Origin of the sequence: Streptomyces blattellae, assembly GCF_009709555.1 — a bacterium.
Classification (GTDB): domain Bacteria; phylum Actinomycetota; class Actinomycetes; order Streptomycetales; family Streptomycetaceae; genus Streptomyces; species Streptomyces blattellae.
Genome location: NZ_WJBG01000218.1, coordinates 55,144 through 67,928, shown reverse-complemented (window position 1 = coordinate 67,928; position 12,785 = coordinate 55,144). Strand labels below are relative to the sequence as shown.

The 12,785-nt window shown below is 70.0% G+C and carries 9 protein-coding genes and 1 pseudogene; 5 read left to right on the top strand and 5 right to left on the bottom strand.

Features of this window, described 5'->3' with window-relative positions:
- Window positions 1-102: 102 nt before the first annotated feature.
- The 4 genes from GFH49_RS31020 to GFH49_RS31005 all read left to right on the top strand — a co-directional run bounded on the left by GFH49_RS31020 (window position 103) and on the right by GFH49_RS31005 (window position 6,160).
- Entirely contained in the window at window positions 103-894 is a 792-nt protein-coding gene (locus tag GFH49_RS31020; protein ID WP_196218175.1) for an ATP-binding cassette domain-containing protein, read from the top strand.
- Window positions 891-2,186, top strand: a complete 1,296-nt coding sequence (locus GFH49_RS31015) for a sugar ABC transporter permease (RefSeq protein WP_155059383.1) — start codon at window positions 891-893, stop codon at window positions 2,184-2,186. The genes GFH49_RS31020 and GFH49_RS31015 overlap by 4 nt, the downstream gene beginning before the upstream one ends.
- Before the next feature lie 203 nt (window positions 2,187-2,389).
- A complete protein-coding gene (gene dxs / locus GFH49_RS31010; protein WP_155059382.1) occupies window positions 2,390-4,309 on the top strand; it encodes a 1-deoxy-D-xylulose-5-phosphate synthase in 1,920 nt (639 codons plus the stop codon).
- A 324-nt stretch (window positions 4,310-4,633) separates the two neighbouring features.
- Window positions 4,634-6,160, top strand: coding sequence for an amino acid permease (locus GFH49_RS31005; protein WP_155059381.1), 1,527 nt, complete (start codon window positions 4,634-4,636; stop codon window positions 6,158-6,160).
- A 225-nt stretch (window positions 6,161-6,385) separates the two neighbouring features.
- On the opposite strand, the gene GFH49_RS31000 is transcribed toward GFH49_RS31005, so the two are convergent.
- The 3 genes and pseudogenes from GFH49_RS31000 to GFH49_RS30990 form a co-directional block, all read right to left on the bottom strand.
- Window positions 6,386-6,763: a PIN domain-containing protein gene (locus tag GFH49_RS31000; RefSeq protein ID WP_155059380.1), complete on the bottom strand. Its 378-nt coding sequence runs from the start codon at window positions 6,761-6,763 to the stop codon at window positions 6,386-6,388.
- Window positions 6,764-6,866: 103 nt separating this feature from the next.
- Window positions 6,867-7,022 (bottom strand): annotated as a pseudogene (locus tag GFH49_RS30995) (AMP-binding enzyme); the annotation flags it as partial.
- Between the two features lie 79 nt (window positions 7,023-7,101).
- Window positions 7,102-7,992, bottom strand: coding sequence for an NAD(P)-dependent oxidoreductase (locus GFH49_RS30990; protein WP_155059379.1), 891 nt, complete (start codon window positions 7,990-7,992; stop codon window positions 7,102-7,104).
- 198 nt (window positions 7,993-8,190) lie between these two features.
- Here GFH49_RS30990 and GFH49_RS30985 point away from each other — a divergent pair, with 198 nt between their 5' ends.
- Complete coding sequence (locus GFH49_RS30985) at window positions 8,191-9,207, top strand: PLL family lectin (protein ID WP_155059378.1); 1,017 nt, start codon at window positions 8,191-8,193, stop codon at window positions 9,205-9,207.
- A 65-nt stretch (window positions 9,208-9,272) separates the two neighbouring features.
- Here GFH49_RS30985 and GFH49_RS30980 read toward each other — a convergent pair whose 3' ends face one another.
- Window positions 9,273-11,402: a 3-hydroxyacyl-CoA dehydrogenase NAD-binding domain-containing protein gene (locus tag GFH49_RS30980; RefSeq protein WP_155059377.1), complete on the bottom strand. Its 2,130-nt coding sequence runs from the start codon at window positions 11,400-11,402 to the stop codon at window positions 9,273-9,275.
- On the bottom strand, window positions 11,399-12,649 hold the full coding sequence (locus tag GFH49_RS30975) for a thiolase family protein (protein WP_155059376.1): 1,251 nt from the start codon (window positions 12,647-12,649) through the stop codon (window positions 11,399-11,401). Before GFH49_RS30975 ends, GFH49_RS30980 begins: the two co-directional genes overlap by 4 nt.
- Window positions 12,650-12,785 lie beyond the last annotated feature (136 nt).

The window sequence follows — 12,785 nt, the reverse complement described above, 5'->3', positions numbered from 1 at the left end:
CCCCGCGTACACACAGCCCCGCAAGCTCGTGCGGGGCGCCGGACGGAACATCCCCCCAGTCTTTTTCTGCATAACCTCCCGCCGGGTCAGGCGGCGAAGGAGATGGTTCACGTGTCCGCTACGCCCGTGCTGGCGTTGCGCGGGGTCTCCAAGCGGTTCGGTGCCGTCCAGGCGCTCACCGACGTAGAGCTTGAGGTCCACGCCGGTGAGGTGGTCGCCCTGGTCGGCGACAACGGCGCCGGAAAGTCCACGCTGGTCAAGACGATCGCCGGCGTGCACCCCATCGATGAGGGCGTCATCGAATGGGAAGGCAAGGCCGTGTCGATCAACCGGCCGCACGACGCCCAGGCCCTCGGCATCGCGACGGTGTACCAGGACCTGGCGCTGTGCGACAACATCGACGTCGTCGGCAACCTGTTCCTCGGCCGTGAGCTGAAGAAGTGGGGCGTCCTCGACGAGGTCGAGATGGAGCGCCGCTCGCAGGAACTGCTGAAGACGCTTTCCATCCGCATCCCCAGCGTCCGCATCCCGATCGCCTCGCTCTCCGGCGGCCAGCGCCAGACCGTGGCCATCGCCCGGTCCATGCTCGGAGAGCCCCAGCTGGTCATCCTCGACGAGCCCACCGCGGCCCTCGGTGTCGAGCAGACCGCCCAGGTCCTCGACCTGGTCGAGCGGCTGCGCGAGCGCGGCCACGCGGTCATCCTCATCAGCCACAACATGGCCGATGTGAAGGCCGTGGCCGACAAGGTCGCGGTGCTGCGCCTGGGCCAGAACAACGGTGTCTTCGAGGTCAAGACGACCTCGCAGGAGGAGATCATCTCCGCCATCACCGGCGCCACCGACAATGCCGTGACCCGCCGTGCGGCGCGCACGAACGGGGAGGTTTCCCAGTGAGCATCGACAAGACCTCCACGTCCCCGCAGGACGCGCACGCCGTCGAGAACCCCGAGGCCGCCGCGGCCGCGGTGACCGCGGTCGACCCGCGGCTCCTGGTACGCGAGCGCGGCCTCACCGGCTACCTCGGCGAGTTCAAGCGCAAGATGAAGGCGGGCGAGCTGGGCTCCCTGCCGGTCATCGTCGGCCTGGTCGCCATCTGTGTCGTCTTCCAGTCCCTCAACTCGGCGTTCCTGTCCGCGCAGAACATCAGCGACATCACCGTCACGATGGTCGGCACGGGCATGATCTCCGTCGGCATCGTCTTCGTGCTGCTGCTCGGCGAGATCGACCTGTCGGTCGGCTCGGTCAGCGGCGCGGCCAGCGCCATCGCGGCCGTCCTCGCCGTCAACCAGGGCTGGCCCGAGTGGGTCGCGGTGCTCTTCGCCGTCGCCGCCGGCGCGGCCATCGGCGCGTTGCACGGCTTCTTCTTCGCGGTGCTGGGTGCCCCCGCCTTCGCCGTGACCCTGGCGGGTCTGCTGTTCTGGCTGGGCTTCATGCTGCAGACGCTGGGCGAGAACGGCACGATCAACCTCGACAGCGACGGCTTCATCGGCAATCTGACCACGTACTTCTTCTCCGACGTGGCCGCCGCGTACGGCCTCGCGGCCGTGGTCGTCGCCGTCTTCTTCATCACGTCGTTCCTGGGCAACCGGCGCCGGGAGGCCGCGGGCGTCCCGTCCCGGCCGCTGAGCGACACGATCCTGCGGACCGTGCTGCTCGCCGTCGTCGCCTTCTCCGCGGCGGTCATGTACAACCAGTACAAGGGCCTGCCGCTGGCCACGGTGATCTTCCTCTTCTTCCTGGTGCTGACCGACTTCGTGCTGCGCCGCACCTCGTACGGCCGCAAGGTGTTCGCCCTCGGCGGCAGCGTCGAGGCGTCCCGCCGCGCGGGCATCAACGTCACCGCCGTACGGATCTCCGTGTTCGCGATCTCCGGTGGGTTCGCGGCCATCGGCGGTCTGTTCCTGGCCTCGAAGATCGCGTCCGCCAACCAGAGCGCCGGTACCGGTGATCTGCTGATGAACGCGATCGCCGCGGCGGTCATCGGCGGTACGTCGCTGTTCGGCGGGCGTGGGCGTACGTGGAACGCGCTGCTGGGTGTGCTGGTGATCGTGTCGATCCAGTACGGGCTGCAGTTGGAGTCCATCGCCGAACCGGTGAAGTACATGATCACCGCGGGTGTTCTGCTGACCACGGTGGTCATCGACTCGATCACCCGCCGGACGCAGAAGACCGCCGGTCGCGCATAGCCGCGTACAGCGCGTCAGAAAAAGACCTGTTGCCCGGCATCAATGGAGATGCCGGGCACAGTCTTGTCGTAGGAACGCCACAACTTGGGTACAGCCGATCGCGTGAGGTACGACGCACCGCCCGGGCATCGACCGCCCGGGCGGAACATTAGACTCGACAAGCCCGGCAACAGCTCGATCAGCTCTACTGCAAGGAGGCACGGGTGCCGCTGCTGACCCGCATCAGGGGACCGCGCGATCTGGACCGGCTCAGCCTGGAGCAGCTGGACCAGCTGGCAGAGGAGATCCGGACCTTCCTGGTCGAGGCCGTCTCCAAGACCGGCGGCCACCTCGGCCCGAACCTCGGCGTGGTCGAGCTCACCATCGCCCTGCACCGGGTCTTCGACTCACCCAAGGACAAGGTGCTCTGGGACACCGGCCACCAGTCCTATGTGCACAAACTGCTCACCGGCCGCCAGGACTTCAGCAGGCTGAAGATGAAGGGCGGCCTGTCCGGATACCCCTCGCAGGCCGAGTCCGAGCACGACGTCATCGAGAACTCGCACGCCTCCACGGTGCTCGGCTGGGCCGACGGCCTCGCGAAGGCGAACCAGATCCGCAAACGCGACGACCACGTGGTCGCCGTGATCGGTGACGGCGCCCTCACCGGCGGCATGGCCTGGGAGGCGCTGAACAACATCGCCGAGGCCAAGGACCGCCCGCTCGTCATCGTCGTCAACGACAACGAGCGGTCGTACGCCCCCACCATCGGCGGTCTCGCCAACCACCTGGCCACGTTGCGGACGACCGACGGGTACGAGCGCTTCCTCACCCGGACGAAAGAGATCCTCGACCGCACACCCGTCGTCGGCAAGCCGCTCTACGAGACCCTCCACGGCGCCAAGAAGGGCCTGAAGGACTTCATCGCGCCCCAGGGCATGTTCGAGGACCTCGGCCTGAAGTACGTCGGCCCGATCGACGGCCACGACATCGAGGCCCTGGAGTCCGCGCTGGCCCGCGCCAAGCGCTTCGGCGGCCCGGTCATCGTGCACTGCCTCACCGAAAAGGGCCGCGGCTACCAGCCCGCCCTCCAGGACGAGGCCGACCGCTTCCACGGCATCGGCCCCATCCACCCCGACACGGGACTGCCGGTCAAGGCGTCGGGCGCCGACTGGACCTCCGTCTTCGGTGAGGAGATGGTGCGGCTCGGCAAGGAGCGCGAGGACATCGTGGCGATCACCGCGGCGATGCTCCAGCCGGTCGGCCTCAAGAAGTTCGCCGACACCTTCCCGGAGCGGATCTACGACGTCGGCATCGCCGAGCAGCACGGCGCCGTCTCCGCGGCGGGCCTGGCCACGGGCGGTCTGCATCCGGTGTTCGCGGTGTACGCCACATTCCTCAATCGTGCCTTCGACCAGGTCCTGATGGATGTCGCCCTCCACAAGTGCGGTGTGACTTTCGTACTGGACCGGGCCGGCGTCACCGGCACCGACGGTGCCTCCCACAACGGCATGTGGGACATGTCGATCCTCCAGGTCGTCCCCGGCCTGCGGCTGGCCGCCCCGCGCGACGCCGACCAGGTCCGCGCCCAGCTGCGCGAAGCCGTCGACGTGACCGACGCGCCGACCGTGGTCCGCTTCTCGAAGGGCGCCGTCGGCCCCGCCGTACCCGCGGTGGGCCGCGTCGGCGGCATGGACGTGCTGCGCGAGCCGCGGACCGACACGCCGGACGTGCTCCTGGTCTCGGTGGGCGCCCTGGCGCCGATGTGCCTGGACATCGCCGCCCTGCTCGACCAGCAGGGCATCTCCACGACCGTCGTCGACCCGCGCTGGGTCAAGCCGGTCGACGAGGCCATGGCCCCCCTCGCGGAGCGGCACCGCGTGGTCGTCACCGTCGAGGACAACTCCCGCGTCGGCGGCGTCGGCTCGGCGATCGCCCAGACCCTGCGCGACGCCGGCGTCGATGTCCCGCTGCGTGACTTCGGCATCCCGCCGCGCTTCCTCGACCACGCCTCCCGCACGGAGGTCATGGCCGAGATCGGGCTGACCGCCCCCGACATCGCCCGCCAGGTCACCGGGCTGGTCTCCAAGCTGGACGGCCGGTTCGACCGTCCGGAGGCCACGGTGGAACCCGCGCGCGACTGAGCGGGGCCGGGCCGCTGGGCGCTCCGCCGGCTGGGTCCATATGCGGCTGCGCCGCGATGGGGGAGCGAGCAGCAGCGACCAGCCACGGTGGTGCCGACGACCGACGACCGACGACCGACGGCCTGTCGCGGCCCCGCGGCGGAGCCGGAAGTCGACACAGCCGACGGAGCGCCCAGCGCCCCGCCGCGTGTCCGAGTGGGCCGGTTTCACCACCGCCAAGGGTGGTGAAACCGGCCCATTCGTGTGAGACGACCTGCGCCGGGGCATACGCACCACGCCCCCTCTCGATCATGTCGAGGACGACACAGCGTGGGAGGTACGCCCGTGAGCAGCACCCTCTTCAGGACGAAGAAGGTCGAGCAGTCCATCCTCGATACCGAGGAGCCCGAGCACGCGCTCAAGAAATCCCTGTCCGCGCTCGATCTGACGGTGTTCGGCGTCGGTGTCATCATCGGCACCGGCATCTTCGTCCTCACCGGCACGGTCGCCAGGAACAACGCCGGTCCGGCCGTGGCGCTGGCCTTCGTCGTGGCCGGCGTCGTCTGCGCGCTCGCCGCGCTCTGCTACGCCGAGTTCGCCTCCACGGTCCCGGTCGCAGGCTCCGCGTACACGTTCTCGTACGCCTCTCTCGGTGAACTGCCCGCCTGGATCATCGGCTGGGACCTGGTCCTGGAGTTCGCGCTCGGCACGGCGGTGGTGGCCGTCGGCTGGTCCGGCTACATCGCCTCGCTGATGGACAACGCGGGCTGGGAGCTGCCCGAGGCGCTCGGCACCAGAGACGGCGCCGACGGCTTCGGCTTCGACATCCTCGCCGCCGCGCTCGTCCTGCTGCTCACCGCCATCCTCGTGGTCGGCACCAAGCTCTCCGCGCGGGTCACCTCGCTCGTCGTCGCCGTCAAGGTGACGGTGGTGCTGACCGTGATCATCGCGGGCGCCTTCTTCATCGACGGCGACAACTACGACCCGTTCATCCCGAAGGCGCAGGCCGTGGAGGCGGGGGACAACCTGCAAGCCCCGCTCATCCAGCTGATGTTCGGCTGGGCGCCCTCCAACTTCGGCGTGATGGGCATCTTCACCGCCGCCTCCGTCGTCTTCTTCGCCTTCATCGGCTTCGACGTCGTCGCCACGGCCGCCGAGGAGACCAAGAACCCGCAGCGTGACATGCCCCGAGGCATCCTCGGCTCGCTCTTGATCTGTACCACCCTGTATGTCGCCGTGTCGATCGTCGTGACCGGCATGCAGAACTACACCGACCTGTCCATCACCGCCCCGCTGGCCGACGCCTTCAAGGCCACCGGGCATCCCTGGTTCGCGGGCTTCATCAGCTTCGGTGCCGCGGTCGGCCTGACGACGGTCTGCATGATCCTGCTCCTCGGTCAGACCCGGGTCTTCTTCGCGATGAGCCGTGACGGGCTCCTGCCGCGCTTCTTCTCCCACGTCCATCCGAGGTTCAGGACCCCGCACCGGCCGACCATCCTGCTCGGCGTGCTCATCGCGATCCTCGCCGGCTTCACCCCCCTCAGCGAACTCGCGGAGCTGGTCAACATCGGCACGCTGTTCGCCTTCGTGGTCGTCGCGATCGGCGTGATCATCCTCCGTCGCAGCCGCCCCGATCTGCACCGGGCGTTCCGCACCCCATGGGTGCCGTTCATCCCGATCCTGTCCGTGTGCGCGTCGCTGTGGCTGATGCTCAACCTGCCCGCCGAGACCTGGGTCCGTTTCGCCGGGTGGATGGCCGTCGGCTTCGTCGTGTACTTCCTCTACGGCCGTTCCCACAGCCGTCTCGGACGGCACGAGGAGACGACGGTCGGCGACGTGATGAAGGGGCCGAGGCCCGGAGACCCGCAATAGCCGACCGAGCCGCCGATACGACCCCGCAGACCCCACTCCACTGAAGTCTGCGGGCCGGAACAGCCAACCGACAGGCTCGCCGGGTCCGCGCCGGATGCGTGCTGGGCGCGCGTCGGGGTCCGTGCCGGGCGCGTGCCGGATGCGTGCCGGATCCGCGCCCGGCACACGGAACGGCGGCGCGGTGGGACGTGTCCTGGTCGGTGCCGCCCGGTGTCTGGGACGGGATCACCGGCGGCGGATCGATCGGGGGCCGGTGACCTCCGCTCCCAACGCCGTTGCTCGGCGCCGCAGTTCACGGTCGGCCGTGACGACGAGACAGTTTCGGCCGTTCGCCGCCCGCGCGACCAGCTCGACGATGTGGTCGTCACCGCTCCCGGGCGCGGCCTCGACCCGTACCCCCGGCACGGACTCCACCCCCCGAGCCGCCCCCTCGACCACGAGCACGGTCTCCAAGGGCCCGGCATGTCCCGGCAACCCCTCGGCAGCCAGGGCATCCCGCAAGCGCTCCGCGGCCCCCCGCCGATCCCGCCACCACCCGTCGGGCACCGACCCGACGACATTGGCGGCATCGACGATGAGGAGCAGCGGGGGATTGTCATCCATGGCGCCAGGGTCGCACGCCGGGCGGCCGCATATCCGCCCGGCTGCGGGCATGCGTGCCGCCCGGGGCGAGGGGGGAGCGAGGCTGGGCGCGAGCGGCACCCCGTCAGCGCCGAGCTGCGTCGGCGCGCAGCCTGAAGCGCTGGAGTTCGCCGGTCGCCGTGCGCGGCGGCGCGTCCAGGAAGACCACCTCGCGCGGGCACTTGTAGGGCGCCAGTTCCGCCTTCACGAAGCCGCCCAGCGCCTCGGCGTCCCGCCGCGCTGCCCCACCCCACCCCAACCCAGCCACCACGGTGCCGGGGCCCGCGTGACCCACCCCCCCGGCCCAGCCCCAACCCCGCTCAGTCCTCCGACTTCTCGTCGAAGCTCGCGAAGTACGCCGCTGCCATGTCCTCGTCGCCGTGCCCCAGCACTACAGCCCGTTCCAGCCGCTCCACCCCGGCCGCGGCGACATCCAGCCGCACCCCCCGCCGCTCACCGGCCTCGACGATCAGCCGCGCGTCCTTCACCGCGGTCGTCACCGCGAACTGCGCGGGCGTCAACTGGTCGTTGAGCACCAGCCCGGCCTTCGCCCGCAGATACCCCATGTCGAGCGGCCCGCCCGCGATGAGGTCGAAGAACCCCTGCGGATCCACCTCCAGCGCCTTGGCCAGAGCCAGCACCTCACCGGCGGCGACGGTCGCGGCGAGCACCCAGCTGTTGGCCACCAGCTTCAGCCGCGTCGCGCTGCCCGCCGCCCCGTCCTCCCCGGTCCACACGGTGCGCGCACCGACCGCGCCGAACACCGGCGTCACGGTCTCCCGCCCCCGCTCCGGCCCGGCAGCGAGCACGGTGAGCTGCCCGGCCTCGGCGGGCTGCCGGGTGCCCAGCACGGGTGCGTCGTAGAACACCAGGCCGTGTCGGTGGGCGAAGGCGGCCAGATCGGCGATCGAGTCGAGTCCGGTGGTGCTGGACTGCACCCAGACGGTCCCGGAACGCAGGCCCGGCGCGGCCTCGCGCATGACGTCCAGCGCGGCGGGGCCGTCGTGCAGCATGGTCAGTACGACATCGGCGCCCTGGACGGCGTCGGCGGGCGTGTCGGCGACGCGGGCACCGTCGGCGGCGAGGGGCTCCGCCTTGGCGCGGGTGCGGTTCCAGGCCCGCACGGCGTGCCCGGACTTCGCGAGGTTGCGGGCCATCGCGGCGCCCATGATCCCGGTGCCCAGGACGCTCACGGTCAGCTGGTCGGTCATCTGCGTCAACTTTCTGTGTCGCGGGTGTGCGGGAGAGCTTCCCCGCATACGGGAGTTCTCCCTCGTACACACAAGTGATCCCTCGTACACGGGAGCGCTCCTCTGTAAAACGGTGCCGGGATTGAGCCTGTCCTGTTTCGGCGTCATGAGACGCGGGGCCGATCCCGGGTACATGGCTCGCCCGATTAGAGTGAGGCGGTGAACGGCGACTGGCTCATCCGCGGCCGAGACGGCCGCCTCGGCGTCTACTGGCCGTCGAACGACGCCGTCCTGTGCCGGGCGGAACGCGTCCCCCGCGGCCCGTGGGACGCCCCGCGCCGAGTGGGCGGCGAGCAGAGTGTGCAGACCGGGGTCGCGGTCGGTCAGGGCGCCGACGGCTACGCCCATCTGGTCGCCTGGCGGCCCACCGTGCCGGGCGAGTCCGGCCTGGTGCACTCCGCACACTTCCGGCCCCTCCTCGCGCCGCTGGACTGGGTCCCGATCGGCCATCCCCACAAGAAGGGCGAGCGGACCGGCACCCCCGCCGTCGCCGTCGACGCCGAGGGACGGGTGTACCTCTTCGTGCGCAACCGCGGCAAGGGCGTCCACACCATCAACCAGAAGGAACGCGGCGGCTGGAACGGCTGGCACGACCTCAAGGGTTCCAGGGTGCACGAGGAACTCGTCGCCGTCGCCGGGGAGTCGGGCCTCGTCGAGGTGTACGGCACCAACCCCGACTCCATCCTGAGCTGGCACCAGCACGAACCCGGCGCCCGCCCGGTCGCGGCCGATCCGCTGCCGGTGCGCGTCGAGCCGGGCACACTGAGCGCGCTGCCGACCTCCAAGGAGCACACGACGCTGTTCTTCGCGGACCCGGAGGGCATGCTGTACGCGTGGCGGCCGGGCGGCGACCCGATCGCGCTCATCGCCGCCGCGGGCCCCGGCCCGGTGGCCACCCTCCGCTTCGTCCTGGACGGCCACGACTGCACCCTGCTCGCGCAGCGCTCGGCCTCAGGCCGGGTCGCCTTCGCCGCCTACCCGACCGAACTGGAGTCGGCGGGCCTGTGGTGGACGGAATCCGGCCCGCAGCTCCCGGCGGGCACCCGGGTCGCCCTGGCGGAGGACGCCGAGGGACGCGTCGTGGCGGCCAGCATGACCCCGGACGGCGTCCTGCGCCTCGCCCGGCAGAAGGACGAACCCGGCCTCGCCCTCGCGGCCTGGCAGGAAAACCTCTAGCCACGACAACGCCACTGCCCCGCATACCAGTTGGCGTGCGGGGCACCGACTTGCATCAGCTGCGGTCATACGGGGACGCTGGCCACGCCCGCTTCCAGGAACCGCTTCCCGTTCACCCGCTCCGACACGCCCTCACGGTCCAGGTACGGCGTGATGCCGCCCAGGTGGAAGGGCCAGCCGGCGCCGGTGATCAGGCAGAGGTCGATGTCCTGGGCCTCGGCGACGACACCCTCGTCGAGCATGAGCCCGATCTCCTGCGCCACCGCGTCCAGGACGCGCGCCCGTACCTGCTCCTCGGTCAGGACGACATCGCCCTGCTTCAGCAGCGCGGCGACCTCGGGGTCGAGCTCCGGCTTACCGCTGTCGTACATGTAGAAGCCGCGCTTGCCCGCCTTGACGACGGCCGCGAGGTTGGGGGAGACCGTGAAGCGGTCCGGAAAAGCCCGGTTGAGGGTCTGTGAGACATGCAGGCCGATCGCGGGACCGACCAGCTCCAGGAGGACGAGAGGAGACATCGGCAGGCCCAGGGGCTCCACCGCCTTCTCCGCGACCTCGACCGGGGTGCCCTCGTCGATGACGTTCTGGATCTCGCCCATGAAGCGGGTGAGGATGCGGTTCACGACGAACGCCGGGGCGTCCTTGACCAGAACCGCGGTCTTCTTCAGCTTCTTGGCGACGGCGAACGCGGTCGCCAGCGAGGCGTCGTCCGTCTGCTCACCGCGGACGATCTCCAGCAGCGGGAGGATCGCGACCGGGTTGAAGAAGTGGAAACCGACGACCCGCTCGGGGTTCTTCAGCTTCGACGCCATCTCCGAGACGGAGAGGGAGGAGGTGTTGGTGGCGAGGATCGCGTGCGCCGGGGCCACCGCCTCGACCTCCGCGAACACCTGCTGCTTGACGCCGATCTCCTCGAACACGGCCTCGATCACGAAGTCCGCGTCCGCGAAGCCCTCGGCCTTGTCCAGCACACCGGTGACCAGGGCCTTCAGACGGTTGGCCTTGTCCTGGTTGATACGGCCCTTGCCGAGCAGCTTCTCGATCTCGGCGTGGACGTAGCCCACACCCTTGTCGACCCGCTCCTGGTCGATGTCGGTCAGCACGACCGGCACCTCCAGGCGGCGCAGGAAGAGGAGGGCGAGCTGGCTGGCCATCAGGCCCGCGCCGACCACGCCCACCTTGGTGACCGGGCGGGCCAGCTTCTTGTCCGGCGCACCGGCCGGGCGCTTGCCCCGCTTCTGTACCAGGTTGAACGCGTAGATGCCGGCGCGCAGTTCGCCACCCATGATCAGGTCGGCGAGCGCCGCGTCCTCGGCGTCGTAACCCTGCTGGAGGTCGCCGTTCTTGGCGGCGGCGATGATGTCGAGGGCGCGGTAGGCGGCCGGAGCGGCCCCGTGCACCTTGCCGTCCGCGATGAAGCGGCCCTTGGCGACGGCCTGGTCCCAGGCCTCACCGCGGTCGATCACCGGGCGGTCGACGACGATCTCGCCCTTGAGGACGGACGCCGTCCACAGCAGGGACTGCTCCAGGAAATCCGCGCCCTCGAACAGCGCGTCGGCGATGCCCAGTTCGTAGACCTGCGCGCCCTTGAGCTGCTTGTTCTGGTTGAGCGAGTTCTCGATGATCACCGAGACGGCCTTGTCGGCGCCGATCAGGTTCGGCAGCAGGGTGCAGCCGCCCCAGCCGGGGACCAGACCGAGGAAGACCTCGGGGAGCGAGAAGGCGGGCAGGGCCGCGGACACAGTGCGGTACGTGCAGTGCAGACCGACCTCGACGCCACCGCCCATCGCGGCGCCGTTGTAGTACGCGAACGTCGGCACGGCGAGGGACGCGAGGCGCCCCAAGACCTCGTGGCCGCCCTTGCCGATGGCCAGCGCGTCCTTGTGCTCCTTCAGCAGCTCGACGCCCTTGAGGTCGGCGCCGACCGCGAAGATGAACGGCTTGCCGGTGACACCGGCTCCGACGATGTCACCGGCCGCGGCCTCCGCCTCGACCTGGTCGAGGGCGGCGTCGAGGTTCGCCAGCGAGGCCGGGCCGAAGGTGGTCGGCTTGGTGTGGTCGAAACCGTTGTCGAGCGTGATCAGCGCGAAACGGCCGGCCCCGTACGGCAGGTCGAGGTGGCGTACGTGCGCCTGGGTGACGACCTCGTCCGGGAACAGCTCGGCCGCGCCCTTCAGGAGCTCAGCGGTGGTGCTCACTTGTTGCCTCCGGCGTCCTTGTGGTGCGGGTTCTCCCAGATCACCGTGGCGCCCATGCCGAAGCCGACGCACATGGTGGTGAGGCCGTAGTGGACCTCCGGCTGCTCCTCGAACTGGCGGGCCAGCTGCGTCATCAGCCGGACGCCGGAGGAGGCCAGCGGGTGGCCGTAGGCGATGGCGCCGCCGTACTGGTTGACGCGCGCGTCGTCGTCCGCGATGCCGTAGTGCTCCAGGAAGGCCAGGACCTGTACGGCGAAGGCCTCATTGATCTCGAAGAGGTTGATGTCCTCGATCGACAGACCGGCCTTCGCGAGGGCCTTCTCGGTCGCCGGGATCGGGCCGTAGCCCATGACCTCCGGCTCGACGCCCGCAAACGCATACGAAACTAGGCGCATTCTGACCGGCAGATCGTGCTCGCGGGCGAAGTCCTCGCTCGCGATGACCGACGCGGTGGCGCCGTCGTTCAGACCGGCCGCGTTACCCGCGGTGACCCGTCCGTGCACACGGAACGGCGTCTTCAGCCCGGAGAGGCTGTCCAGGGTGGTGCCGGGACGCATCGGCTCATCGGCCGTCACCAGACCCCAGCCGGTCTCCCCGGCCGAGCCCGCGGCGGAGCCGCCGTCGACTGCAGCGGTCCGGCGCACCGAGATCGGGACCAGGTCGGCCTGGATCTTGCCGTTGGCGTACGCCTTCGCGGCCTTCTCCTGCGAGCGCACGGCGTATTCGTCGGCGCGCTGCTTGGTGATGGCCGGGTAGCGGTCGTGCAGGTTCTCGGCGGTCATGCCCATGAACAGGGCGGACTCGTCGACCAGCTTCTCGCTGACGAACCGCGGGTTCGGGTCCACGCCCTCGCCCATGGGGTGCCGTCCCATGTGCTCGACACCACCGGCGATGACGACGTCGTACGCACCGAAGGCGATGGAGCCCGCGGTGGTGGTGACCGCGGTCAGCGCACCGGCGCACATGCGGTCGATCGAGTAGCCGGGCACCGACTGTGGCAGACCGGCGAGGATGCCCGCCGTACGGCCGATGGTCAGGCCCTGGTCACCGATCTGTGTGGTCGCGGCGATGGCGACCTCGTCGATCTTCTTCGGGTCGAGACCGGGGTTGCGGCGCAGCAGCTCCCGGATCGCCTTCACGACGAGGTCGTCGGCACGGGTCTCGTGGTAGATGCCCTTCGGGCCCGCCTTGCCGAACGGGGTGCGGACGCCGTCGACGAAGACGACGTCCCTGACGGTACGAGGCACGATGGCTCTCCTCCAGAGATGCGGGATCTGCACTGCTGCGTCACGCAAGCGCTGAGCGTGCGCTCAGACCCATGCTACTTGTGGGTAACGTAGCTGCACACCCCCGGCAGGGGGAGCGGTGAAGGTCACATCGAAG